This is a genomic window from Pseudomonas sp. NBRC 111143, from assembly GCF_001320965.1.
GTDB classification, from domain to species: domain Bacteria; phylum Pseudomonadota; class Gammaproteobacteria; order Pseudomonadales; family Pseudomonadaceae; genus Aquipseudomonas; species Aquipseudomonas machongensis.
On sequence record NZ_BCBT01000006.1, the window covers coordinates 132,594 to 158,075 of the forward strand.

General features: G+C 63.6%; 24 protein-coding genes. 12 read left to right on the forward strand and 12 right to left on the reverse strand.

The annotated features are described in order from the left end of the window. Positions 1–72: 72 nt before the first annotated feature. Genes APH44_RS05570 through APH44_RS05580 form a run of 3 tightly spaced genes read right to left on the reverse strand, consistent with a single transcriptional unit; the run spans position 73 to position 3,661 of the window. Positions 73–345, reverse strand: coding sequence for an oxidative damage protection protein (locus APH44_RS05570; protein WP_054891704.1), 273 nt, complete (start codon positions 343–345; stop codon positions 73–75). After that, positions 342–1,409, reverse strand: coding sequence for an A/G-specific adenine glycosylase (gene mutY, locus APH44_RS05575; protein ID WP_054891705.1), 1,068 nt, complete (start codon positions 1,407–1,409; stop codon positions 342–344). Before mutY ends, APH44_RS05570 begins: the two co-directional genes overlap by 4 nt. After that, complete coding sequence (locus tag APH44_RS05580) at positions 1,406–3,661, reverse strand: AsmA family protein (RefSeq protein ID WP_054891706.1); 2,256 nt, start codon at positions 3,659–3,661, stop codon at positions 1,406–1,408. The genes mutY and APH44_RS05580 overlap by 4 nt, the downstream gene beginning before the upstream one ends. A gap of 474 nt (positions 3,662–4,135) precedes the next feature. Between APH44_RS05580 and APH44_RS05585 the strand changes: the two genes are divergently transcribed. From APH44_RS05585 to hisF, 6 genes are all read left to right on the forward strand, one after another. Further along, positions 4,136–5,794: an OFA family MFS transporter gene (locus APH44_RS05585; protein ID WP_054891707.1), complete on the forward strand. Its 1,659-nt coding sequence runs from the start codon at positions 4,136–4,138 to the stop codon at positions 5,792–5,794. A gap of 189 nt (positions 5,795–5,983) precedes the next feature. After that, positions 5,984–6,577 carry an imidazoleglycerol-phosphate dehydratase HisB gene (hisB, locus tag APH44_RS05590; RefSeq protein WP_054891708.1) on the forward strand — a complete coding sequence of 198 codons (594 nt, stop codon included), beginning with the start codon at positions 5,984–5,986 and terminating at the stop codon, positions 6,575–6,577. After that, positions 6,577–7,215 (forward strand): imidazole glycerol phosphate synthase subunit HisH, encoded by a 639-nt coding sequence (gene hisH, locus APH44_RS05595; RefSeq protein WP_054891709.1) that lies wholly within the window; start codon positions 6,577–6,579, stop codon positions 7,213–7,215. The genes hisB and hisH overlap by 1 nt, the downstream gene beginning before the upstream one ends. Further along, entirely contained in the window at positions 7,216–7,476 is a 261-nt protein-coding gene (locus tag APH44_RS05600) for a DUF2164 domain-containing protein (RefSeq protein ID WP_054891710.1), read from the forward strand. 28 nt (positions 7,477–7,504) lie between these two features. After that, entirely contained in the window at positions 7,505–8,242 is a 738-nt protein-coding gene (hisA, locus tag APH44_RS05605) for a 1-(5-phosphoribosyl)-5-[(5-phosphoribosylamino)methylideneamino]imidazole-4-carboxamide isomerase (protein WP_054891711.1), read from the forward strand. Between the two features lie 10 nt (positions 8,243–8,252). Beyond that, entirely contained in the window at positions 8,253–9,023 is a 771-nt protein-coding gene (hisF, locus tag APH44_RS05610) for an imidazole glycerol phosphate synthase subunit HisF (protein WP_008091498.1), read from the forward strand. 129 nt (positions 9,024–9,152) lie between these two features. On the opposite strand, the gene choV is transcribed toward hisF, so the two are convergent. The 3 genes from choV to APH44_RS05625 all read right to left on the reverse strand — a co-directional run bounded on the left by choV (position 9,153) and on the right by APH44_RS05625 (position 12,340). Next, the gene (gene choV / locus APH44_RS05615; protein WP_054891712.1) at positions 9,153–10,331 is read right to left on the reverse strand and encodes a choline ABC transporter ATP-binding protein; all 1,179 of its coding nucleotides are present in this window, start codon (positions 10,329–10,331) and stop codon (positions 9,153–9,155) included. Further along, positions 10,328–11,176, reverse strand: coding sequence for a choline ABC transporter permease subunit (gene choW / locus APH44_RS05620; RefSeq protein WP_172964837.1), 849 nt, complete (start codon positions 11,174–11,176; stop codon positions 10,328–10,330). The genes choV and choW overlap by 4 nt, the downstream gene beginning before the upstream one ends. A gap of 216 nt (positions 11,177–11,392) precedes the next feature. Further along, positions 11,393–12,340, reverse strand: a complete 948-nt coding sequence (locus APH44_RS05625; RefSeq protein WP_054891714.1) for a choline ABC transporter substrate-binding protein — start codon at positions 12,338–12,340, stop codon at positions 11,393–11,395. A gap of 442 nt (positions 12,341–12,782) precedes the next feature. On the opposite strand from APH44_RS05625, the gene APH44_RS05630 reads away from it, so the two are divergent. Together APH44_RS05630 and APH44_RS05635 are read left to right on the forward strand one after the other, a co-directional pair. After that, the gene (locus tag APH44_RS05630; protein ID WP_054891715.1) at positions 12,783–14,159 is read left to right on the forward strand and encodes an L-serine ammonia-lyase; all 1,377 of its coding nucleotides are present in this window, start codon (positions 12,783–12,785) and stop codon (positions 14,157–14,159) included. 390 nt (positions 14,160–14,549) lie between these two features. Continuing rightward, entirely contained in the window at positions 14,550–15,656 is a 1,107-nt protein-coding gene (locus APH44_RS05635) for a GlxA family transcriptional regulator (protein ID WP_054891716.1), read from the forward strand. 161 nt (positions 15,657–15,817) lie between these two features. Here APH44_RS05635 and APH44_RS05640 read toward each other — a convergent pair whose 3' ends face one another. The 5 genes from APH44_RS05640 to choX form a co-directional block, all read right to left on the reverse strand. After that, on the reverse strand, positions 15,818–16,075 hold the full coding sequence (locus APH44_RS05640) for a hypothetical protein (protein ID WP_054891717.1): 258 nt from the start codon (positions 16,073–16,075) through the stop codon (positions 15,818–15,820). A gap of 340 nt (positions 16,076–16,415) precedes the next feature. Then, positions 16,416–16,892, reverse strand: coding sequence for a thioesterase family protein (locus APH44_RS05645; RefSeq protein ID WP_054891718.1), 477 nt, complete (start codon positions 16,890–16,892; stop codon positions 16,416–16,418). Between the two features lie 10 nt (positions 16,893–16,902). Next, positions 16,903–17,868 carry an L-carnitine dehydrogenase gene (locus APH44_RS05650; RefSeq protein ID WP_054891719.1) on the reverse strand — a complete coding sequence of 322 codons (966 nt, stop codon included), beginning with the start codon at positions 17,866–17,868 and terminating at the stop codon, positions 16,903–16,905. A 142-nt stretch (positions 17,869–18,010) separates the two neighbouring features. Then, positions 18,011–18,898 (reverse strand): 3-keto-5-aminohexanoate cleavage protein, encoded by an 888-nt coding sequence (locus APH44_RS05655; protein ID WP_054891720.1) that lies wholly within the window; start codon positions 18,896–18,898, stop codon positions 18,011–18,013. 127 nt (positions 18,899–19,025) lie between these two features. Then, the gene (gene choX, locus APH44_RS05660; RefSeq protein WP_054891721.1) at positions 19,026–19,970 is read right to left on the reverse strand and encodes a choline ABC transporter substrate-binding protein; all 945 of its coding nucleotides are present in this window, start codon (positions 19,968–19,970) and stop codon (positions 19,026–19,028) included. A gap of 148 nt (positions 19,971–20,118) precedes the next feature. Here choX and APH44_RS05665 point away from each other — a divergent pair, with 148 nt between their 5' ends. Next, complete coding sequence (locus APH44_RS05665; protein WP_054891722.1) at positions 20,119–21,063, forward strand: GlxA family transcriptional regulator; 945 nt, start codon at positions 20,119–20,121, stop codon at positions 21,061–21,063. 52 nt (positions 21,064–21,115) lie between these two features. Here the strand turns inward: APH44_RS05665 and APH44_RS05670 are convergent, their stop codons facing one another. Further along, on the reverse strand, positions 21,116–21,517 hold the full coding sequence (locus tag APH44_RS05670) for a lysozyme inhibitor LprI family protein (RefSeq protein ID WP_054891723.1): 402 nt from the start codon (positions 21,515–21,517) through the stop codon (positions 21,116–21,118). Between the two features lie 275 nt (positions 21,518–21,792). Between APH44_RS05670 and APH44_RS05675 the strand changes: the two genes are divergently transcribed. The 3 genes from APH44_RS05675 (at position 21,793) to dgcA (ending at position 25,455) form a co-directional block, all read left to right on the forward strand. Further along, entirely contained in the window at positions 21,793–22,770 is a 978-nt protein-coding gene (locus APH44_RS05675; protein ID WP_009404077.1) for a dipeptidase, read from the forward strand. A gap of 78 nt (positions 22,771–22,848) precedes the next feature. Further along, a complete protein-coding gene (locus tag APH44_RS05680) occupies positions 22,849–23,379 on the forward strand; it encodes a DUF5943 domain-containing protein (protein ID WP_054891724.1) in 531 nt (176 codons plus the stop codon). Between the two features lie 15 nt (positions 23,380–23,394). Further along, entirely contained in the window at positions 23,395–25,455 is a 2,061-nt protein-coding gene (gene dgcA, locus APH44_RS05685) for a dimethylglycine demethylation protein DgcA (protein ID WP_054891725.1), read from the forward strand. Positions 25,456–25,482 lie beyond the last annotated feature (27 nt).

A 25,482-nucleotide genomic window follows, 5' to 3' on the forward strand; every position in this document is an offset into this window, starting at 1 on the left:
GCTTTTTCAGGTTTGCGTCAACGACTTTTTGAAAAATTTTTAAATTAATTCCGTTGCTTACGGTTTTGCTGGTCATTCGCTGGGTGGAACGTAGCCTTCAGCCTGGGCGTAGTCCTCGCCGGCGAAGAACTTGTCCATTTCCGCCTGGAGGAATTTGCGGTCCTCGCCATTCATCATGTTCAGGCGCTTCTCGTTGATCAGCATGGTCTGGTGCTTCTGCCACTCGTCCCAGGCCTTCTGCGAGATGTGCTCATAGATGTCCTGGCCCTTGGCGCCAGGGTAGGGCGGGCGTGGCAGGCCTGGCAGTTCTTCGTTGTACTTGCGGCACTTCACGGTGCGGGTCATCGGGCTTCTCCTGCAAACAATTCGTCGGCCACGCGTGCGAGCAGCTTCTTGACCGGGGCTGCCAGGCCCAGGCGCGGCGGGGTGGCGAGGTTATACCAGAGCCAGTCAGGCTCGGCCACGTGCGATCCGAGCGGGTCGACACGCACCAGCCACGGCTCGATCGCCAGCTGAAAGTGGCTGAAGGTGTGGGTCAGGCCTTGCAGCGCCTGGCTTTCGGTCATGCGCAGGCCGTGCTGGTAGGCAAGGTCGTCAAGCTGCGCCAGGCTGTCGAGCTCTGGCAGGCTCCACAGGCCGCCCCACAGGCCGCTGGAGGGGCGGCGGTAGAGCAGGATGGCGCCTTCGTTGTTGGTCAGCAGCGGCATCAGCGTCTTGCGCTGGGGCAGGGCCTTGCGCGGCTTGGGTTCGGGGTAGCGTTTCTCGTCGCCGAGCAGGTGCGCCTCGCAACCCTGTTGCAGCGGGCAGATCAGGCAACTGGGCTTGCTGCGGGTACACAGCGTGGCGCCAAGGTCCATCATCGCCTGGGTGTAGTGGTTGACCCGGGTCATGGGGGTGAAACGCTCGGCTGCGGCCCACAGCGCATTGGCCACCTTCGGCTCGCCGGGGTAACCGGCCTGCGCGGTGAAGCGCGCCAGGACGCGCTTGACGTTGCCGTCGAGGATCGGTGCGCGGATGCCCATGCTGATACTGGCGATGGCGCCTGCGGTGGAGCGGCCGATACCGGGCAGCTCGGTCAGCGCCTCGACGCTGCGCGGGAACTCGCCGCCATGCTGGGCGACGACGATCTTCGCGGCCTTCTGCAGGTTGCGCGCGCGGGTGTAGTAGCCCAGGCCGGTCCACAGGTGCAGCACTTCATCCTCCGGCGCCTCGGCCAGGGCCTGCACGGTGGGCAGGGCCTGCATGAAGCGGTCGAAGTAGTTGAGCACGGTGCTGACCTGGGTCTGCTGCAACATGATTTCCGACACCCACACCCGGTAGGGGGTGATGCCCTGTTGCCAGGGCAGATCGTGACGGCCGTGCTGGTCGAACCACGCCAGCACGGCGCTGGAGAACTGCTGGGGGCTCATCGTTTGAACAGCCCCTTGAGCGCGTCTTTCAATTCAGGGCTCACCTTGTCGCCGAGTTTTTCATCGAGCTTTTCGTCGATCTTGTCTTTCAGGCGGTTGCCCGCAAGCTTCGCGGCAACCTTGCCCAGGCCGTCCTGGTCCAGGCGGCAGGCCTTGGCCCCCAGTTCGAGCGGGCCGCGGCAGCGCAGTGGCACTTCGACGCCGACATAGCGCTCATTGACCTGGCACGCCGGGTCCGGCATGGCGCGCTGGTCGCCCTCGACCACCACGCCGACGCCGTAGTCCATGCCCAGTACGCGCAGGTCCAGGTCGCCCTGGCCGTTCACGGTCAAGCCCGGGATGCGCACCTTGAGGTCTGGGTTGCTGGCCACGCCATTGCGTACCACCAGCGTGCCGCGCAGTTCCTGGAACGGCGTGTCCTTGGCCCGTGGCTCGCCGCTGAGCTGCTTGCGGTTGAGGGTGGCGATGGCCTGGCACAGCTGCTGCTCGAGGTTGGCATTGACCAGCACACCGTCGTTGATGGTGAAGCTGGCGTTGCCGTTAAGCGTATCGATCAGCGCCTTCTGGCTGTTGCCGGTGGCGGTCAGGTCGCTCGACAAGGTCAGCAGACCCTTGACCGGCGGTGCCTGATCCGGGCTTTCGCGCTTGATGAAGTGCTCGACCGGTACCCGGTTGATCCTGGTATTCACCCCGAGTTGCGGCACGGCAGGGCGTACGTCGACGGTGCCCTTGGCTTCGAAGGTGCCGTTGTACAGGCCACCGCGCAGGGTCTCCAGGGTGACCAGGCCGCCCTGGCCATTGGCCTTGAGCTGGGCGTCGGTGATCGGCAGCTTGTCGAGGGTCAGCGCGCCGAACGAGAGATCGGCCTGCAGGTCGAGGGCGCGCAGGCGATCGACCGGCAACAGCTTGTCGTTGCTCCAGGCTACTTGAGTGGGGGCGTTGGGCAGCGGCGTGGTGCCGGCACCCGCGATCGCGCTGGCTTCCTGTTGCTTGACCTCGGCCTGGCGCGCGGCCTTGGCGCCCTTGGCCTCATCGCTCTTGGCAGGCAGGTAGCGGTCGGCATCGAAGGTGTCGCCCTTGAGCTGCACGCGAAGGGCCTGCCTGGCGAAATCTTCGACGGCGACACGGCCAGTGAAGGTGCTCTGGTCGAGTTTCACCGCCAGGTCTTCCATGGCGATGGAGTTCTGGGTGCCTTGCAGGCGGCCGACCAGTTCCAGCTTGGCGAAGGCCGCCGGGTCGGCAGTGGCTGGCAGCGGATGACCTATGCCGTCGAGGAAGGTACGCAGGTCGAACTGGGCGATGGACAGCCCGCCGCTGATCTGCGGCGCCTTGTCCAGGTCGCGCAGGCTCAGCTCGCCGAGGGCGCGCAACTGGTTGGCCGAGACCTTCAGGCCGCTCCAGGATGCGACGTTGGCGCCCAGGTCGACCAGCACCTGGCCCTGTGCTGCGAAGGTCACGGTCTTGCCAGCGGTCGGCTCGCCCGAGGTTTCGCCGGACAGGCGCATGTCTTCGAGGCTGTAGCGCTTGAGCTTGCGGTCGAAGCGCAGGTCGCCGACCAGTTCGGTACGAGCCTTGATGTTCGGCTCGCTGGCACTGAGGAAGGCGCTGGCCTTGATTGGGGTGTTGACCCCATCGTGAATGGGCCCGCTGCTCAACTGGATGCTTTCGGCGCCATAGCTTTTGCCGCTCTGCTCATCGGTGAACTGCACCCGCGCGTTGTTGACGGTCAGGCTGTCGATGTCCAGCTTCACCGCGCGTTCGCTGCTGGCCTGCGCCTGCGCCGATGGCTGCGCGGGCGCGCTTTCGGCAGGGGCCGGCTGGTTGCTGGCCGTGGCATTCGGGTCGGGGAGCGGCTTGCCGATATCCTCCCAGTTGCCATGGCCGTGTTCGTCGCGCAGCAACCTAAGGTTCAAGCCCTCGATGCGCACGTCGCTCATCTGCACCTCACGGCGCAGCAGCGGCAGCACGCGCACCGACAGGCCGAGCATCTGCAGGTCGGCGAACGGCTGCTTGGGGTTGTTCAGCGTGGCGATGCTCGCCTCGTGCAGTTCCAGGCCCAGCCAGGGGAACAGGCTCCAGCCGATGTCACCGTTGAGGGTGAGCTCGACGTGGGCCTTGTTGCGGGCCAGCTGGCGGATTTCGTCTTTGTAGTCGTTGGGATCGAAGAGGTGGGTCAGGGCGAAGCCCAGCGCCACGATGATCAGCAACAACCCGAGAAGTCCCAGCCCCAGGAATTTGCCGAACGCTTTCATGGGCGAGTCCTTGTAGTCCGATAGGTGAATTCGAGCGGCAGAGTATAGCGCCGCGACCATCGCTTCTGAGTATCTGACAAGAGATACAGGGCGTTTCCTGCGAATCGGATTCGACAGTTCTGGCTTGGGCAGTTCCACGTTCGAGTCGGCGTCGGTCTCGTTCGCGGGCACGCCTGCTCCCACGAAAGCCGCGTGGTACCGCCGTTGTAGGAGCGGACTTGCCCGCGAAGAGGCCGCTGCACATCGCAAACGGTTGCGCGACCGACGTGTACCGGTTCAGTTTTATGAAAAATAATGATGTCAGATTGATCTCGCCGTCATCTTATGCTGGTAACCTTGCGCAGCTTCCGGAGTGACCGCGACCTATTGTCGCGGGGCAACGACGCCGAAAACGGTGCCAATTTCGCCTTGTGTGCCGCGAAACAGCCAGGGAAACGATCCGAAAGCGCAACCATACATAAAAGGATCGAATCCATGAATAGCAGTATTACGGCAGGAGCGGCGGCGAGCGCGCCGGGCTTCCTGTCGAAGGAGCGCATCATCGCCCGGCCAGGGTTCAATCGCTGGCTGGTTCCACCGGCCGCCTTGGCCATTCACCTGTGCATCGGCATGGCCTATGGCTTCTCGGTGTTCTGGCTGCCCCTGTCCCAGGCCATCGGCATCACCGCACCGGTCGCCTGCTCGCCTGACATGGGCTTCATCGCCCGTCTGTTCAGCGCCGACTGCGACTGGCAGATCTCGATGCTCAGCTGGATCTACACCCTGTTCTTCGTCTTCCTCGGCTGCTCGGCCGCCGTGCTGGGCGGTTGGCTGGAACACGCCGGCCCGCGCAAGGCCGGCCTGGTATCGGCGCTGTGCTGGTGCGGCGGCCTGCTGATCTCGGCAATCGGTGTGAAGACCCACCAGCTTTGGCTGATGTGGCTGGGCTCGGGTGTGATCGGCGGGATCGGCCTGGGGTTGGGCTACATCTCGCCAGTTTCCACGCTGATCAAGTGGTTCCCGGACAAGCGCGGCATGGCCACTGGCATGGCGATCATGGGCTTCGGCGGCGGCGCCATGGTCGGTGCACCGCTGGCCACTGCGTTGATGGGGCACTTCGCCAACGGCCAGGAAGTCGGCGTATGGCAGAGCTTCATCGCCATGGCGGCAATCTACTTCGTGTTCATGACTGCTGGCGCCCTGGCGTACCGCGTGCCGCCGACCGGCTGGAAGCCTGAGGGCTGGACGCCGCCGGTGAAGAAGGCCAACGCCATGGTCACCGACCGTCACGTGCACGTCAGCGTGGCCTGGAAGACCCCTCAGTTCGCGCTGGTGTGGCTGGTGCTGTGCCTGAACGTCTCGGCCGGCATCGGCATCCTGGGCATGGCCTCGCCACTGCTGCAGGAAGTGTTCGGCGGCAAGCTGCTGGGCAACGACCTGAGCTTCAGCGAGCTGAACGCCGCCCAGCTGGCGCAGATCGCTGCGATCGCTGCCGGCTTCACCGGCCTGCTGAGCCTGTTCAACATCGGCGGGCGCTTCTTCTGGGCGTCGTTCTCCGACTACATCGGGCGCAAGAACACCTACTTCGCCTTCTTCGCCATCGGCGTGGGCCTGTACACCCTGGTGCCGAACATGGGCCACATCGGCAACGTCGCGCTGTTCGTGGCGGCGTTCTGCATCATCCTGTCGATGTACGGTGGTGGTTTCGCCACCGTTCCGGCCTACCTGGCCGACCTGTTCGGCACGCAGATGGTCGGCGCCATCCACGGTCGCCTGCTGACCGCCTGGGCTGCGGCCGGCGTGTTGGGGCCGGTGTTGATCACCTACCTGCGCGAGTCGCAACTGGCGGCCGGTGTACCGCGCGCGGCAGCCTACGACATGACCCTGTACATCCTCGCCGGCCTGCTGGTACTGGGCTTCATCTGCAACCTGCTGGTGCGTCCGGTAGCCGACAAGTACTTCATGACCGACGCCGAGCTCGCTGCCGAGCGCGCGCTGAGCCACGACAAGGGCGCCGATGGCGCGCAGTCGCTGGAGTGGCATGCAGCGCCTGGCAGCCTGCCGCTGGTGCTGCTGGCCTGGGCCGTGGTGGTGATTCCGCTGGCCTGGGGCGTGTGGATCACCCTGCAGAAGACGGCGGTGCTGTTCCACTGATGCACTGATTTGCCGGGCCTGAAAGGGCCCTTTCGCGGGCGAGCCCGCTCCTGCAAGGCGATGTTGCCCTTGTGGGAGCGGGCTCGCCCGCGAATGCTTTGTGCTGCCACACGTCATCCGCGTTTCAAGCCGGCGCATTCTGGGCCTATAATGGAGCCCTTTTCGCCCAATGATTTTGCGGAGCTGGTGATGGTCGAACGTAAGGCTTCCGTCGAGCGCAATACCCTGGAAACCCAGGTCAAGGCCTCGATCAACCTGGATGGCACCGGCAAGGCCCGATTCGATATCGGTGTGCCTTTCCTTGAACACATGCTCGACCAGATCGCCCGGCACGGGCTGATCGATCTGGACATCGAATGCAAGGGCGACCTGCATATCGACGATCACCATACCGTCGAAGACGTCGGTATCACCCTTGGCCAGGCTTTCGCCAAGGCCATCGGCGACAAGAAGGGCATCTTCCGCTACGGCCACGCCTACGTGCCGTTGGACGAAGCGCTGTCGCGCGTGGTCATCGACTTCTCCGGCCGTCCCGGCCTGCAGATGCATGTGCCGTTCACTCGCGCCTCGGTCGGCGGTTTCGACGTCGACCTGTTCCAGGAGTTCTTCCAGGGCTTCGTCAACCACGCCCTGGTGACCCTGCACATCGACACGATTCGTGGTCACAACACCCACCACCAGATCGAAACCGTGTTCAAGGCCTTCGGCCGCGCCCTGCGCATGGCCGTGACGCTCGATGAGCGCATGGCTGGCCAGATGCCGTCGACCAAGGGATGCCTGTAATGCAGACTGTCGCCGTCATCGACTATGGCATGGGCAACCTGCACTCGGTGGCCAAGGCTCTCGAGCACGTGGGTGCCGGCAAGGTGCTGGTCACCAGCGACGCTGCGGTGATCCGCGAGGCCGATCGCGTGGTGTTCCCAGGCGTCGGCGCGATCCGCGACTGCATGGCCGAAATCCGTCGCCTGGGCTTCGACAGCCTGGTGCGTGAAGTCAGCCAGGACCGCCCCTTCCTCGGCATCTGCGTCGGCATGCAGGCGCTGCTCGAGCACAGCGAGGAGAACGAAGGCGTCGACTGCATCGGCCTGTTCCCCGGCCAGGTGCGCTTCTTCGGCAAGGGCCTGGAGGAAGACGGCGAGCACCTGAAGGTGCCGCACATGGGCTGGAACGAAGTCAGCCAGTGCATCGACCACCCGCTGTGGCACGACATCCCGGACCGCGCGCGTTTCTATTTCGTGCACAGCTACTACATCAATGCCGGCAAGCCGGGCCAGGTGGTCGGTCGCGGCCACTATGGCGTCGACTTCGCCGCTGCGCTGGCCGACGGCTCGCGCTTCGCCGTGCAATTCCACCCGGAAAAGAGCCACACGCACGGCCTGCAACTGCTGCAGAACTTCGTCGCCTGGGACGGGCGCTGGTAAATGAGCAGGTCGAAGACCAAGGCCCCGGTCATTACCCTGGCCCCCGAGCAGGAGCGCGAGGCACTCGATGTGCTCAAGCGCTTCCTTGAAGACCGCTTCGAGCTGACGCTCGGTTCGTTCGAGGTGGCCGAGGTCCTCGAGTTGTTCAGCAAGGAAATTGCACCCCATTACTACAACAGGGCGATTGCCGATGTTCAACTGCACCTCAAGGAGCGGTTCGAGAGCATCGAAAGCGACTTGTGGGCGCTCGAGAAGCCCTGAACTCCACCGATTAGAACAGGTTTCCAAGATGCTGATTATCCCCGCTATCGATCTGAAGGACGGTGCCTGCGTGCGCCTGCGCCAGGGCCGCATGGAAGACTCGACGGTATTCTCCCACGACCCGGTGAGCATGGCCGCCAAGTGGGTCGAAGGTGGCTGCCGCCGCCTGCACCTGGTCGACCTAAACGGCGCCTTCGAGGGCCAGCCGGTCAACGGCGAAGTGGTCACTGCCATCGCCAAGCGCTACCCGACACTGCCGATCCAGATCGGCGGCGGCATCCGTTCGCTGGAAACCATCGAGCACTACGTCAAGGCCGGCGTCAGCTACGTGATCATCGGCACCAAGGCGGTCAAGCAGCCTGAGTTCGTCGCCGAGGCGTGCAAGGCGTTCCCGGGCAAGGTCATCGTCGGCCTGGACGCGAAGGACGGTTTCGTCGCCACCGACGGCTGGGCGGAAGTCAGCTCGGTGCAGGTCATTGACCTGGCCAAGCGTTTCGAGGCCGATGGCGTCTCGGCGATCGTCTACACCGACATCGCCAAGGACGGCATGATGCAGGGCTGCAACGTGCCCTTCACCAAGGCCCTGGCCGAAGCCACCTCGATCCCGGTGATCGCCTCGGGCGGCATCCACAACCTGGGTGACATCAAGGCCCTGCTGGACGCCAAGACCCCAGGCATCATCGGCGCCATTACCGGGCGTGCCATCTACGAAGGCACCCTCGATGTCGCCGAGGCCCAGGCCTTCTGCGACAACTACCAAGGCTGAGGACTGAACGATGGCACTGGCCAAGCGCATCATCCCTTGCCTGGACGTGGACAACGGCCGGGTGGTCAAGGGCGTCAAGTTCGAGAACATCCGTGATGCGGGTGATCCGGTGGAAATCGCCCGTCGCTACAACGAGCAGGGCGCCGACGAGATCACCTTCCTGGACATCACCGCCAGTGTCGATGGCCGTGATACCACCTTGCATACCGTCGAGCGCATGGCCAGCCAGGTGTTCATCCCGCTGACCGTCGGGGGTGGCGTGCGTACCGTGCAGGACATCCGCAACCTGCTCAACGCTGGTGCCGACAAGGTTTCGATCAACACCGCCGCAGTGTTCAACCCTGAGTTCGTTGGCGAAGCTGCCGACCGTTTCGGTTCGCAGTGCATTGTCGTGGCCATCGACGCCAAGAAGGTTTCTGGCCCAGGCGAAACGCCGCGCTGGGAGATCTTCACCCATGGCGGGCGCAAGCCCACCGGTCTGGATGCGGTGGAGTGGGCGAAGAAGATGGAAGGGCTGGGCGCCGGTGAGATCCTGCTGACCAGCATGGACCAGGACGGCATGAAGAACGGCTTCGACCTTGGCGTGACCCGTGCCATCAGCGATGCGCTGGGGATTCCGGTGATCGCCTCCGGTGGTGTGGGCAACCTGCAGCATCTGGCCGATGGGATTCTGGAAGGGCATGCCAGCGCGGTGCTGGCGGCGAGCATCTTCCACTTCGGCGAGTACACGGTGCCCGAGGCCAAGGCCTACATGGCTTCGCGCGGGATCGTCGTACGCTGAATCAGTGATTGGGGCTGCTTTGCAGCCTTCGCGGGCAAGTCGCAGCGGCGAACCGCCGCTCCCACAGGTTGTGTAAATCCTGTGGGAGCGGGCTTGCCCGCGAAGGGCCGCGACGCGGCCCCAATTGCTTCAACCGTGATTCTTGCCGAGCAATGCGTGATACAGCTCGCTGTCGCCCAGAATCCCGACCACCTTGTCGTTCTCCTGCAGCACCAGCTTGTTGCCGGTCTGATAACGAATCTGCAGTGCCTCGCGCATGCCGATGTCGGCGTGCACCAGCGTTGGCAGGCGACCCAGGCTTTCCACATCCTGCCCTGGCACCCAATTCTGCAGGTCCAACCCGTTCTGCCCCTGGCGCGCGCGCTTGATCGAGCCGCCCTCGCCCAGGTCCAGCCATGAATCACCACCCGGATCCAGGCACACCGAACCGTTGATCCGCTTGCAGTTGTCCAGGCTGCGCATCAGGCTGCGCCCGCACAGGACATTGAGCGGGTTGGTGTGGGCGACGAAGGTGCGCACGTATTCGTCGGCCGGGTTCAGCACGATCTCTTCCGGCTTGCTGTACTGGATGATCCGGCCGTCCTTCATGATCGCGATGCGGCTACCCAGCTTGAGCGCCTCGTCCAGGTCGTGGCTGACGAAGACGATGGTCTTGCTCAGTTTGCGCTGCAGTTCCAGCAGCTCGTCCTGCAGGCCCTGGCGGATCAGCGGGTCGAGTGCGGAGAAGGGTTCGTCCATCAGCAGGATGTCGGCGTCCATCGCCAGTGCGCGGGCCAGGCCCACACGCTGCTGCATGCCCCCGGACAGTTCGTCCGGCTTCTTGTTGCGCCACTGGGTCAGGCCCACCAGCTCGAGTTTTTCATCGACCAGCTTGCGCCGCTCCTTCTCGGGGCGACCCTGCATTTCCAGGCCGAAGCTGATGTTCTCGCGCACGGTCAGCCAGGGCATCAGGGCGAATTTCTGGAACACCATGGCAATGCGCTTGGTGCGCATCATCTTCAGCTCCGCCGGGGTGCAGTGGGCGATGTCGATGTGCTTGCCTTCGTGCTCGACGAACAGCTTGCCGCGGCTGACGGTGTTCAGACCGTTGATGCAGCGCAGCAGGCTCGATTTGCCCGAGCCCGACAGGCCCATCAGCACGCAGATTTCGCCTTTCTCGATATCCAGGTTGGCCTTTTCGACGCCGACCACCAGCCCGGTCTGCTTGAGGATCTGCTCGCGGGTCTTGCCCTCGTCGAGCAGCGACAGCGCTTCGCGCGGCTTGCTGGAGAAGATGACGTCGACATCTTCGAAGCGAATGATGCTCATGCTTCACTCCTTGCCGGCAGTTCCGGTTGCTTGCAGATACGGTCGAGCATGATCGCCAGCAGCACGATCGCAAGGCCCGCTTCGAAGCCGAGCGAGATGTCGGCGGTGTTGAGAGCGTTGACCACCGGCTTGCCCAGGCCATCGGCACCTACGAGGGCGGCGATCACCACCATCGACAGCGACAGCATGATGCACTGGGTCACGCCGGCAGCGATGCTCGGCATGGCGTGCGGCAGTTCGATACGGGTCAGCAGTTGGCGACGCGAGCAGCCGAAGGCCTTGCCGGCGTCCATCAACTCCTGCGGTACGTCGCAGATGCCCAGGTAGGTGAGGCGAATGGGTGCCGCGATGGCGAACACCACGGTGGAAATCAGCCCCGGTACTACTCCCAGGCCGAACAGGGTGAGGGTCGGGATCAGGTAGACGAAGGTGGGTACGGTCTGCATCAGGTCGAGTACCGGACGCATGGCGGTATAGAACATCGGCTTGTGCGCGGCAATGATGCCCAGCGGCACGCCGATGGCTACGCAGACCACCGTGGCGAAGCTCACTTGCGCCAGGGTTTCCATGGTTTCCTGCCAGTAACCGAGGTTGAGGATCAACAGGAACGACAGGGCGACGAAGACGGTCAGCGCCCACTTGCGCTGGATCAGGTGCGCGAGGGCGGCGAACAGGGCGATGAGGACGAAGGGGTTGAACCAGGTCAGGGCGCTGGTGACGCCATGGATCATGAACTCCAGGCCTTGGGCGATAGCGTCGAAGTAGTTGGCGCCGTTCTGGGTCAACCATTCGACAAATGAGGCGATGTACTGCCCCAGAGGTATTTTCTGATCGATAAGCATGATAGCGAGCTTCCACCTGCAATGATTGGAATCAGTCCGGGGTGGGCACGGTCCCACCCCGAGGTAGTGCCTAGGCTCTATACGAAAAGCCTTGATACTCGGTGATGCTGCGTTGAAAACAGCCTCGGAATGCTCATTTACAGCCCGTAAACTCCGCTTCCTCGGCCGTTTTCGCCTTGCCTGACCTTCGTCTCAAGACTTTTCATACAGAGCCGACAGCTACTGCGTCAACTTGGCCTTGGCTGCCTCCAGGCCTGGTTTGCCATCCACGGTGGTGACGCCGGCCAGCCAGGTATCCAGCTTGCCAGGGTTGTCCTTGAGCCACTTCTTGGCGGCCGCCTCGGGCTTCATCTTGTCGTCCAGGACATAGCCCATCATGGTGCTTTCATCCTTGAGCTCGAACACCAGGTTCTTCAGCAGCTGGCCGACGTTGCTGCATTCCTGCGCATAACCCTTGCGGGTGTTGGTCAGTACGGTGGCCTTGCCGAATTCTGGACCGAAGAACTCATCACCCCCGGTCAGGTACTGCATCTTGAAGCGGGTATTCATCGGGTGCGGTTCCCAGCCCAGGAACACTATGGCCTCACCGCGCTTCTGGGCTCGATCGACCTGCGACAGCATGCCGGCCTCGCTCGACTGCACGATCTTGAAGCCGGCGTCCTTCAGGCCGAAGGCGTTCTTGTCGATCATGCTCTGGATGGTGCGGTTGCCATCGTTGCCCGGTTCGATGCCGTAGATCTTGCCGTCGAGTTCCTTCTTGAACTTGGGAATATCGCTGAAATCCTTCAGACCCTTGTCATACAGAGCCTGGGGCACTGCCAGGGTGTACTTGGCGTTTTCCAGGTTGGCGCGGACCGTCTCGACGGTGCCAGCGTCGCGGTACTGCTTGATGTCGTTTTCCATGGTCGGCATCCAGTTGCCGAGGAACACGTCGAGGTCCTTGCCGGTGGCCAGCGACTTGTAGGTCACCGGCACCGAGATCATGGTGGTGTGGGTCTTGTAGCCCAGCGCTTCGAGGACAACGCTGGTGGTCGCCGTGGTCACGGTGATGTCGGTCCAGCCGACATCGGAGAAGCGGACCGTCTGACACTGTTCGGGTTCGGCGGCTTGGGCGAACACGGGTGCTGCGAGCAACGCAACCAACAACAGCGAGGGTGAACCTTTCATGGGTGGACTCCTGTGATTTTTTCTTCGGGTTCGCGTAATCGTCGTCGCTTTCTGGGGCGTCGATCGATCTGGCCTGCAGAGGGCAGGTTGCGTGGCCGTGCAATACGAGTCGCTTTCGATAATCCCCCAGCGTTCGGCAATCGCCTACTGGTGGAGTCGTAACCAGTGCAGGACAGGTCGCATCCAGTACGGGCAATGTCGCTTACGGATTTTTCCCCGCCCCGGCCCGTGTCTTTGCGTCACCCGTTCGCCTGAAAGCGGCGCAATGATGGCTTTCGCAACAGGGCGCTGCCGGACAAAAGTACGTCGGTTGCAGACGGCGAGGGGAGGGGTAAAAGCCCGATGATGCGTGCATTCGCGGCAACTCGCCGCTATCAGCCTAGCAGCTGGCTGCGCCGCCACATGGCGCGCAGAGACAAGCCCATCAAGAGGTGATTCGACAATGGCCATCAGCGTGTTCGACCTGTTCAAGATCGGCGTCGGGCCTTCCAGCTCGCATACCGTCGGCCCCATGCGCGCCGCAGCGCTGTTCGTCCAGGGCCTGCGCGAACGCGGCGATCTGGAGCGGGTTCGGCGCATCGAGGTACGGTTGTACGGCTCGTTGTCGGCCACCGGCATCGGTCACGGCACTGACAACGCCACGATCATGGGGCTGATGGGTGAGTGGCCCGACGCAATCGACCCCACGCAGATCACCCCGCGTATCGCCGACTTGCGTGAAACCAACACCTTGCAGCTCGACAGCCGCCTGCCCATCGAATTCATCTGGGCCCGCGACATGCTGTTGCTCGACGAGAACCTGCCCTACCACCCCAACGCCATGACCCTGGTGGCCGAAGGTGCCGAGGGCGAGCTGCATCGCGACACTTACTACTCGGTGGGGGGCGGCTTCGTGGTCGATGCGGCGCAGGCCGCGAGCGGTGTACTGGACGCCGACCAGACGGTGTTGCCCTACGATTTCAACAGCGCCGCCGAACTGCTGCGCCTGTGCAAGCAAAACGACATGCGCGTGTCGCAATTGATGATGGAGAACGAGAAGGTCTGGCGCAGCGAAGCCGAGATTCGCGCCGGTCTGCTCAAGCTCTGGGGGGCCATGCAGGAATGCGTGAACAACGGCCTCAAGCACGAAGGCATCTTGCCCGGCGGGCTCAATGTACGGCGCCGCGCAGCCAAGCTGCACCGCAGCCTGCAGGAGATCGGCAAGCCGAATGTGATCGGCTCGACCATGAGTGCCATGGAGTGGGTGAACCTGTTCGCCCTGGCCGTCAACGAAGAAAACGCCGCGGGTGGGCGCATGGTCACCGCGCCTACCAACGGCGCGGCCGGCATCATCCCGGCGGTGTTGCACTACTACATGCGCTTCTCCGACGCGGTGGACGAGTCCAACGTGGTGGAGTTCATCCTGGGTGCAGCGGCGGTGGGCATCCTTTGCAAGAAGAACGCTTCGATCTCCGGGGCCGAAGTGGGCTGCCAGGGCGAGGTCGGTTCGGCTTGCGCCATGGCTGCAGCGGGTCTGGCCGAAGTGCTGGGGGCTACCCCGGCACAACTGGAGAACGCTGCTGAAATCGCCCTGGAGCACAACCTCGGGCTGACCTGCGACCCGGTCGGTGGGCTGGTCCAGGTGCCTTGCATCGAACGTAACGCCATCGCTGCCGTAAAGGCGATCAACGCCGTGCAGATGGCCCTGCGTGGCGACGGCGAACACTTCATCTCCCTCGACCAGGTGATCCGCACCATGCGCGACACCGGTGCCGACATGCACGACAAGTACAAGGAGACCTCCCGCGGCGGGTTGGCAGTCAGCGTCATCGAATGCTGATGCGCTGATCTGGCCCTCTTGCGGCGGTTGTGCTGCTTTATTGTGCAACAGCCGGTGCCGACCGGCTGTCGGCTGTCGCGACCAGTGGTGTCATTGTCGGTGACACTTATGAATGTCGCTTCTGGGCAGCCTTCCCACAAGTGCTACCGAACTGCTCAGCCGTTACACGCAGAGGCGCTGGCACGCCGGTTTGCGGTGTTCACCCAGCGCCCCTTGAAAGGCCCTACAACTCGCACGGCAACGTCGTTTTTGGGTTTTTTTGGATAGCCGTTCAATTTCAGGCACGGCGATTGCGTTGAGATTGGCAAAGCCCCTGCATACGAATCGGGGCCATGACAAGAAACGGTGCCCGCCTGAGGCACACCCTGCATTGTGTGAGGAGAAACCGCGATGACGTCGTACACCTCCGGGAACCCAACCCAGAACCGCACAGCTCCCCAGTCCATCGGCTTTCTCCTGCTGGACAACTTCACCCTGATCTCGCTTGCCTCGGCCGTCGAGCCGCTGCGCATGGCCAACCAGCTGTCGGGGCGCGAGCTGTACCGCTGGCATACGCTGACCGTCGATGGCGGCCAGGTCTGGGCCAGCGATGGCTTGCAGATCACTCCGGACGCCGCGATGCACAGCGCACCGCCGGTGGACACCGTGATCGTCTGCGGTGGCGTCGGTATCCAGCGCACCGTGACCCGTGAACACGTCACCTGGCTGCAGGCCCAGGCGCGCCAGTCGCGCAGGCTTGGCGCGGTGTGCACTGGCAGCTGGGCATTGGCTTGTGCGGGCCTGCTCGACGGCTTCGACTGCAGCGTGCATTGGGAGTGTCTGGCGGCGATGCAGGAGGCCTTCCCACGGGTCAACATGAGCACGCGCCTGTTCACCCTCGACCGCAACCGCTTCACCAGCTCCGGCGGCACTGCGCCGCTTGACATGATGCTGCACCTGATCAGCCGCGATCATGGCCGTGAGCTGTCGGCGGCCATCTCCGAGATGTTCGTCTACGAGCGCATCCGCAACGAGCAGGACCACCAGCGCGTGCCGCTCAAGCACATGCTCGGCACCAACCAGCCGAAGCTTCAGGAAATCGTCGCGCTGATGGAGGCCAACCTCGAAGAGCCGATCGACCTGGACGAGCTGGCGGTGTACGTCAACGTGTCGCGGCGTCAGCTCGAGCGCCTGTTCCAGAAGTACCTGCACTGCTCGCCGTCGCGTTACTACCTCAAGCTGCGGCTGATCCGGGCACGGCAGTTGCTCAAGCAGACGCCGATGTCGATCATCGAGGTGGCGTCGGTGTGCGGGTTCGTCTCCACGCCGCACTTCTCCAAGTGCTACCGCGAATACTTCGGCATTCCGCCGCGTGACGAGCGTGTAGGTTCCAATACCGCGCAGCAGGTGGCGATGATGCCGATCCCGCAGGCCATGGCGCTGTCACCGCACAGCGGGCCGATGGCGGCCCTGAGCCAGGCGCGTAACGAGTCGACCTTTGCCAGTGTGAGGCTCTGAGACGGCGTCGCCTTCTTCGCGGGTAAATCGGAGCGCCGAACCGCCGCTCCCACAGGGATCGCGTGACCCTGTGGGAGTAACTGTCTTGCTCAAAATCTGAAGGCCAGCCCAATCCCTGTGGGAGCGGGCTTGCCCGCGAAGAATTCAGTGAAGATCCAGAATCAGGCGCGCTGACTGAACTGCGCCAACGCCGGCAACAGCTGCTTGTCGATCGCCTGACGTACCGCCGGGAGGATGGTCGCGCTGCCGGTGTACATCTGTTCCACCATTCCCTTCAACGCCCGGGCATTGGGCTCGGTCAGCCCGCGCACCACCACTTCGCACGCCTGCTCGGCGCTTGCCCCGGCCGGAATGTCGAACCCGCGTGCGCGCAGGTGGCCCAGCAGGTCGTCCTGGTCGATCAAATCCGCATGCATCATCGTTGTAGTCCTTGTCTGGTGCCGTGATTTACGACTGATTCTGTGACCAGTACGACAACCTCGCAAGGGCAGAACGTCGCGATGGCCGCTTTGGCTAAGAACAGGTCGTTCCCGGCTAAATCAGGCAGAAGGGAAGTGAGCACACTGGAGTCATTCACGGCACCGAGGGTTTGGTCACCCTCATTCACGCACAGTGGATGTTGCTCGCTCTCGACCCCGGACGCTCACGGCTTCCGGGGTTTTTTTTGGCTGTCTGTGGGAGCGGGCTCGCCCGCGAAGAAGACAGCGCGCTGTCTTGCCCCGGCCGGGCCGAGGGTCGCGGGCGGCCTCGGGAGAGGCTTCAGGTTCGTGCAGGCAAACCGATCACCCGGCCCACGAACTCGGCAGGTGCCTGGTCACGCTGCTCATCCACCAGCCCTTGCAGCAACGCGGCACTGTGCTCGCTGAACGGCGCCGACTTCGGCCCTGCCAGGTCCACGTGCAGCAGCATCTGCTCGCTGGCCGACAGGGCTTCGTCGAAGCCTGCGCGGTGCAGCGTGTGGTACAGGTGCAAGCGCTTCTTGTCGAAGCCGATGATCTGCGTCTGCACCCAGACCTCGGTGCCGAGCTTCACCTCGTGCAGATAGTTGATGTGCGCCTCCAGGGTGAACAGCGAGTTGCCGCTCTGACCGCGGCTGTCGGCGTCCAGACCGATGCGCTCCATCAGCGCATCGGTGGCGTAGCTGAAGATCAGCAGGTAGAAGGCATCGCGCAGGTGCCCGTTGTAATCGACCCAGTCTTGCTGAACCGGGGTGCGGTAGGTGATCAGTGCGGGCATCGCAGTCTCCTCAGTCGCCAAAGGCCATGCCGTGCTTGGCCTTGCTGTTCTTCACCGCGTCCAGCACCGCCAGCAGGGTATCGTCACGATAGCGCTCCAGCGCCGCGATGCTGCGTTCGCCCAGTTGTTCGGAAGTGCCGTCGACCACGTCGTCGATCAGCTTGTCGGTCAGCTCTGGCGCTGGCAGGTAGGTCCAGGGCAGCTTCAACGCCGGGCCGAACTGCGACATGAAGTGGCGCATGCCCGCATCGCCACCGGCCAGCGTGTAGGTGAGGAAGGTGCCCATGAACGACCAGCGCAGACCCGCGCCAAAGCGAATCGCATCGTCGATCTCGCCAGTGCTGGCCACCCCGTCGTTGACCAGGTGCAGAGCCTCGCGCCATAGCGCTTCGAGCAGACGGTCGGCGATGAAGCCCGGGACCTCCTTGCGCACATGCAGCGGGCGCATGCCCAGCGCGGTGTAGATGGTTTTCGCTGCCTCGATGGCTTCAGGCGCGGTGTGCTTGCCGCCGACGATCTCCACCAACGGCAACAGGTACACCGGGTTGAACGGGTGGCCGACCACGCAGCGCTCGGGGTGGGTGGCCGACTCGTAGAACTCGCTGGGCAACAGGCCTGAGGTGCTGGAGCCGATGATCGCATCGGGCTTGGCCGCGGCGCTGATCTTGGCATGCAGGTCGAGCTTGAGATCCAGGCGCTCGGGGGCGCTTTCCTGGATGAAATCGGCGTCGCGTACGCATTCCTCGATGGTGGCGACGAACTTCAGCCGCTCTTGTGCGGCGCCCGGCGCCAGACCTTGTTTTTCCAGGGCCGGCCAGGCGTTGGCGATACGTTTGCGCAGGGCCTGCTCGGCGCCGGGTGCCGGGTCCCAGGCGATCACGTCCAGGCCATGGGCCAGGGCGCGGGCGACCCAGCCGCTGCCGATCACGCCGCTACCGAGTGCGGCGAAAGTCTTGATGTTGGTGATGAAAGGCATATCAGTCTCTCTATGTGCTTGAGGTTGGCGCGGGCCTTGTAGGAGCGGGCTTGCCCGCGAACACCGGCGAAGCCGGTGCCATGCATCGCGCCGTATTTTTCGCGGGCAAGCCCGCTCCCACAGGGATTGCGGCGGGGCTGTTTTATCCGCGACGCTTGAGATTCATTTTTTCGCGCCCTTCGGCCGGGGTCAGCACGCGGCCACCGAGGCGCGAGATGATCTCCACCGCGCGCTCGACCAGTTGACCGTTGCTGGCCAGCACGCCACGGTCGAGGTAGAGGTTGTCTTCCAGGCCCACGCGCACGTTGCCGCCCAGCAGCACCGCCTGTGCGGCCATCGGCATCTGCATGCGGCCGATGCCGAAGCCTGCCCAGGTGACGTTGGCCGGCAGGTTGTCGACCATGGCCTTCATGGTGGTGGTATCGGCAGGCGCACCCCATGGGATGCCCAGGCACAGCTGGAACAGCGGGTCTTCGAGCAGGCCTTCCTTGATCATCTGCTTGGCGAACCACAAGTGGCCGGTATCGAAGATTTCCAGCTCCGCCTTCACGCCAAGCTCGGTGATGCGCTTGGCACCCGCGCGCAGTTGCGCCGGGGTGGAAACATAGATCGAGTTGCCGTCGCCAAAGTTGAGCGTGCCGCAGTCCAGGGTGCAGATTTCCGGCAGCAGCGCCTCGACGTGGGCCAGGCGCTCCAGCGGGCCGATCAGGTCGGTGCCAGCGCCGAAGTCCATCGGTGCCTCGCCCGGGCCGATCTCCAGGTCGCCGCCCATGCCGGCAGTCAGGTTGACGATCACGTCCACGTCAGACTCGCGGATACGCTCCATCACTTCGCGGTACAGCGCGACGTCGCGGCTGAAGCGACCAGTCTGTGGGTCACGGACGTGGCAGTGGACCACGGTAGCGCCGGCCTTGGCGGCCTCGACGGCGGCTTCGGCGATCTGCTTGGGGGTGACCGGGACCAGGTGGCTCTTGGCAACGGTGTCGCCGGCTCCGGTCAGGGCACAGGTGATGATGACGTCGTGGTTCATGGGGTAAATCCTTCAGGCTTGTCTGTTCTGTGAGTTCGGTGTTGGGCTTTTCGCGGGCAGCCCGCTCCTACATGCTCATGGCATGCGCATAACCTGCAGGAGCGGGATTGCCCGCGAAGAGGCCGGATCAGTTGGCGGTGAGCTTGAGGTTGTCAGCTGCCGGCTTGCCGTCGAAGGTGGTCACGCCTTCAAGCCAGCGGGCCTTGTCTTGCGGGTGGTCCTTGAGCCACTGGCGTGCCGACTCCAGCGGGTCCTTGTGATCGAGCAGCGGCTGCATCATGCGGCTCTCGTCCTCGGCGCTGAATTTCAGGTTGGCCAGCAGGCGGTTGGCGTTGGGGCAGCGTTCGGCGTAGTCGGGCGCGGTGACGGTCCACACCGTGGCACGGCCTTCGTCCGGGCCCAGGGCGTCCTGGCTGTCGCCCAGGTAGACCATGTCGATGTTCACGTTCATCGGGTGCGGCGCCCAGCCGAAGAACACCACGGCTTCATTGCGGCGCACGGCGCGATCGACGGCGGCGAGCATGCCGGCCTCGCTCGACTCGACCAGTTGGAACTTGCCCAGGTCGAACTTGTTGCTGGCGATCATCGCCTTGATCTGGGTGTTGGCGCCCGAACCTGGCTCGATGCCGTAGATCTTGCCGCCCAGCTCCTTCTCGAACTTGTGGATGTCGGCAAAGCTCTTCAGGCCCTTGTCGGCCAGGTACTTGGGTACTGCGAGCGTGGCGCGGGCGTCTTCCAGGCTAGGCTGGTCGAGGACCTTGACCTGCTTGGCATCGACGAACGGGGTGATGGTCTGGGTCATGATCGGGTTCCAGTACCCGAGGAACATGTCCAGGCGCTTGTCGCGGATGCCCGCGAAGATGATCTGTTGCGAGGCGCTGGTCTGTTTGGTCTGGTAGCCCAGGCCGTCGAGCAGGACCTGGGCCATGGCGCTGGTGGCGATGACGTCGGTCCAGTTGACCACACCGAGGCGCACGTTCTTGCAGGCGGCGGGCTCGGCGGCGAACAGCGGGGTGACCACGGTGGTGCTGAGAGCGAGGGACAACAGGCTGCGGCGGATAAAGCGATGCATGGTGGCTCTCCATCGGCAGTGCGTATTGTTATGGGATCCGGCCTCTGCGGGCCGTGGGAAAAAAGTTACGCCCATGGCACAGTGGGCAATCGCACGCTGGCGACCAAGAGTTGCACTGCAGCGACCACCCACTTCCCAGGAGTAAGCGATGCCGGAAACGATCCAGTTTCTTCTCTTGCCGGGGTTTTCTGCGTTGGGCTTCATCAGTGCGGTGGAGCCCTTGCGGGTGGCCAATCGCTTTCGGGGAGCGCTGTATCGCTGGCAGGTGCTGAGCCTGGACGGCGGCCCGGTGCAGGCCAGCAACGGCATGTCGGTCAATGCCGACCAGGCGCTGTCTGACAGAGAGCGGGGAGGGATGCTGCTGGTTGTCGCCGGCTTCGAGCCGCTGGCCTGCTACGGCCCGGTGCTGCAACAGGCGCTGCGGCGCGTAGAGCATGATGGCGGCACGCTCGGCGGTATCGATACCGGTGCGCTGGTGCTGGCCGAAGCGGGCCTGCTCGATGGCTATCGCGCGACCTTGCATTGGGAGGCGCTGGAAGCGTTCAAGGAGCGTTATCCGCGCCTGCAGGCGACCCAGGAGCTGTTCGAGATCGACCGTCGACGGATCACCTGCGCCGGGGGGACCGCCTCCATCGACCTGATGCTCGACCTGATCGCCCAGGCCCACGGCAGCGAACTGGCGATCCAGGTATCGGAGCAGTTCGTGGTCAGCCGCATACGGCCGCGCCAGGATCACCAGCGCATGGAGATCGCCACGCGCTACGGCATTCGCAACAAGAAGCTGGTGAAGGTGATCGGCGAAATGGAGCGCAACACCGAGCAGCCGCTCAACACCCAGGTACTGGCCGATGCCGTGCAGGTGACCCGTCGCCAGTTGGAGCGCCTGTTTCGCCTGCACCTGGACGACACGCCCAGTGGTTTCTACCTGCGGCTGAGGCTGGACAAGGCTCGGCAACTGCTGCGCCAGACCGATATGAGCGTGCTTGAAGTGGGCGTAGCGTGCGGGTTCGAGTCGGCGTCGTATTTCACCCGCTGTTATCGGGCGCGGTTCGAGCGCTGCCCGCGGGAGGACAGGTTGGCCAGGGCGGTGTGATGGGGTCAGCGCTGGCCCTTTCGCGAGTTTGCCCGCGAAAGGGCCATTAGAGTCACTGCTGCCCCACCGACTGCAGATACTCCGAGCGCTCGTCGCTACGCTGCGCCACGCAGGTATTCCACGCCGCTTCAAAGGCCTTGCTGCCAGGTTTCTCGGCATAGGTCTCGACCTTGCAGTCGGCATCGCGCAACTGGGTCCAGAGCTTCTCGGCCGCCTCCATGCGTCCGCTGAGCGCAACGGCCTTGTCGTTTTCATCCGCGTACTGGTCACGGATGCGCTGGATCAGGTCGTCGTAGGCGGCCTTCAGTTCGCGTTCGGCGGTCTGCTTGTTGTACGCCGCGCACGCATAGGTCTGCTGGTCGGTCTCGACGTTGTCGCAGGGCGTGCTTTCTTCTTCGGCGGCCTGGGCGCCCAGCGCCACGAACAGCAGTACCAGCCATGCCTTTGATTTCATCCGTTTTCTCCTGAACAGGCTGACGAATCGTCGAGATTCTCGCTCAGCCTAGAGCCGGGTGGTAGAGGGCAGGGAAAATGTTCATGAACGGTTCTTGTCGAGACTTGCTCTCATTGCCAAGCGGCGTGCCAGAGCATGCCATGTCGCTCATTGACGCTTTCGGCAAACCCCCTGTCGTTTTTGCATCGGGGCGACAAGGGCCGCAGGCATATGCTGGCCCCAAAGCGCCGGCACACGATTCGGCGTCGCCCAACTCGACAAAAGGGGACAGCCTGATGAGCCCAGCCGAATTACACGCCGACAGCATCGTCATCGATGGCCTGATCATCGCCAAGTGGAACCGCGAGCTGTTCGAAGACATGCGTAAAGGCGGGCTGACCGCAGCCAACTGCACCGTGTCGGTCTGGGAAGGTTTCAAAGCCACGGTCGACCAGATCGCCGCCAGCCAGAAGCTGATCCGCGAGAACAGCGACCTGGTGATGCCGGTGCGTACCACTGCCGACATCCGCAAGGCCAAGGAGCTGGGCAAGACCGGCATCCTTTTCGGCTTCCAGAACGCCCATGCGTTCGAAGACCAGATTGCCTACGTCGACGTGTTCAAGCAGCTGGGCGTGGGCATCGTGCAGATGTGCTACAACACCCAGAACCTGGTCGGTACCGGTTGCTACGAGCGTGATGGCGGTCTGTCGGGCTTCGGCCGCGAGATCGTCGCCGAGATGAACCGTGTCGGCATCATGTGCGACCTCTCGCATGTGGGCTCCAAGACTTCCGAGGAAGTCATCCTCGAATCGAAAAAGCCGGTCTGCTACTCCCACTGCCTGCCGTCGGGCCTTAAAGAACACCCGCGCAACAAGTCCGATGAAGAGCTGAAGTTCATCGCCGACCATGGCGGCTTCGTCGGCGTGACCATGTTCGCGCCGTTCCTGGCCAAGGGCATCGACTCGACCATCGACGACTACGCCGAGGCCATCGAGTACACCATGAACATCGTTGGTGAAGACGCCATCGGTATCGGCACCGACTTCACCCAGGGCCATGGCCAGGACTTCTTCGAGTACCTGACCCACGACAAGGGCTACGCACGTCGCCTGACCAACTTCGGCAAGATCATCAACCCGCTGGGCATCCGCACCGTGGGCGAATTCCCCAACCTCACCGAAACCCTGCTCAAGCGCGGCCATTCCGAGCGCGTGGTACGCAAGATCATGGGCGAGAACTGGGTGAATGTCCTCAAGGATGTGTGGGGCGAATAAAGCCGCACTCCGAGCCTGAAAGCCCCTGCCAGCAACGCCGGGGCATCCAAACAAAAAATTTTATGGAGTTGAGTTTCCATGGCCAAGATCGCCCCGCAATTGCCAATCGAAGTCGACAGCGAGACCGGTGTCTGGACGTCCGATGCCCTGCCGATGCTGTATGTACCGCGGCATTTCTTCGTCAACAACCACATCGGCATCGAGGAGGTGCTGGGCGCCGACGCCTATGCCGAGATCCTCTACAAGGCCGGCTACAAATCCGCCTGGCACTGGTGCGAAAAAGAGGCCGAGTGCCATGGCCTGGAAGGCGTGGCGGTGTTCGAGCACTACATGAAGCGCCTGAGCCAGCGTGGCTGGGGCCTGTTCGAGATCCAGGACATCGACCTCGACAAAGGCACATGCAGCGTCAAGCTCAAGCACTCTGCGTTCGTCTACGTGTATGGCAAATGCGGCCGCAAGGTCGACTACATGTTCACCGGCTGGTTCGCCGGTGCCATGGACCAGATCCTCGCTGCCCGTGGCAGCTCGATCCGCACTGTGGCGGAGCAGGTCTATGGCGGTTCTGAAGAAGGTCACGAAGATGGCCTGTTCGTTACAAAGCCGTTGTAAGCCGGAGAGAGCGTCATGGCATTCGAAGCAATGTTCCAGCCGATCCAGATCGGCAAGCTGACCATCCGCAACCGGGTGCTCAGCACCGCGCACGCCGAGGTCTACGCCACCGACGGCGGCATGACCACCGAGCGCTACGTGAAGTACTACGAAGAGAAGGCCAAGGGCGGCATCGGCCTGGCCATCTGTGGCGGCTCGTCGGTGGTGGCCATCGACAGCCCGCAGCAATGGTGGGCCTCGGTGAACCTTTCCACCGACCGCATCATTCCGCACTTCCAGAACTTGGCCGACGCCATGCACAAGCATGGCGCCAAGATCATGATCCAGATTACCCACATGGGCCGTCGCTCACGCTGGGACGGTTTCCACTGGCCCACGCTGATGTCGCCGTCCGGCATCCGCGAGCCGGTGCACCGCGCCACCTGCAAGACCATCGAGGTGGAGGAGATCTGGCGGGTGATCGGCAACTACGCCCAGGCCGCGCGCCGGGCGAAGGAAGGCGGACTGGATGGCGTGGAGCTGTCGGCGGTGCACCAGCACATGATCGACCAGTTCTGGAGCCCGCGGGTCAACAAGCGTACCGACGAGTGGGGCGGCAGCTTCGAAGGCCGCATGAAGTTCGGCCTGGAAGTGCTCAAGGCGGTACGCGCCGAGGTCGGTGACGACTTCTGCGTGGGCATGCGTATCTGCGGTGACGAATTCCACCCAGATGGCCTGAGCCACGAGGACATGAAGCAGATCGCCGCGTACTACGACGCCACCGGCATGATCGACTTCATCGGCGTGGTCGGTTCGGGTTGCGACACCCACAACACCCTGGCCAACGTCATCCCCAACATGAGCTACCCGCCGGAGCCGTTCCTGCACCTGGCGGCCGGCATCAAGGAAGTGGTCAAGGTCCCGGTGCTGCACGCGCAGAACATCAAGGACCCGAACCAGGCCACGCGTATTCTCGAAGGCGGCTACGTCGACATGGTCGGCATGACCCGTGCGCACATGGCCGACCCGCACCTGATCGCCAAGATCAAGATGGGCCAGATCGACCAGATCAAGCAGTGCGTCGGTGCCAACTACTGCATCGACCGTCAGTACCAGGGCCTGGACGTGTTGTGCATCCAGAACGCCGCGACGTCCCGTGAATACATGGGCGTGCCGCACATCATCGAGAAGTCCACCGGGCCGAAACGCAAGGTGGTGGTGGTCGGCGCCGGCCCCGCCGGCATGGAGGCCGCACGGGTGGCCGCCGAGCGTGGCCATGACGTCACCGTGTTCGAGAAGAAGGAGCAGATCGGCGGGCAGATCACCATCGCCGCCAAGGCACCGCAGCGCGACCAGATCGCCGGCATCACCCGCTGGTACCAGCTGGAGTTCGCGCGCCTGAAGGTCGACCTGCGCCTGGGCACGGCGGCAGACATCGCGACCATCCAGGACCTGCGCCCGGACATCATCGTGCTGGCGGTGGGCGGTCATCCGTTCATCGAGCAGAACGAGCACTGGGGCGCCGCCGAAGGGCTGGTGGTCAGTAGCTGGGACGTGCTCGACGGCAAGGTCGCGCCTGGCAAGAACGTGCTGGTGTACGACACCATCTGCGAATTCACCGGCATGTCCACCGCCGACTTCATCGCCGACAAGGGCAGCCAGGTCGAGATCGTCACCGACGACATCAAGCCGGGCGTAGCCATGGGCGGCACGACCTTCCCGACCTACTACCGCAGCATCTACCCCAAGGAAGTGATCATGACCGGGGACATGATGCTCGAGAAGGTCTACCGCGAGGGCGACAAGCTGGTGGCGGTGCTCGAGAACGAATACACCGGGGCCAAGGAAGAGCGTGTGGTCGACCAGGTGGTGATCGAGAACGGCGTGCGTCCGGACGAGGAGTTGTACTACGGGCTCAAGGAGGGTTCGCGCAACAAGGGCCAGATCGACATCGACGCCCTGTTCGCGATCCAGCCGCAGCCGATCCTCAGCCAGCCGGGCGAGGGCTACCTGCTGTACCGCATCGGTGACTGCGTGGCCCAGCGCAACGTGCATGCGGCGATCTATGACGCCTTGCGGCTGTGCAAGGATTTCTGATCGATCTGTCGGCACACACCGGCCCCC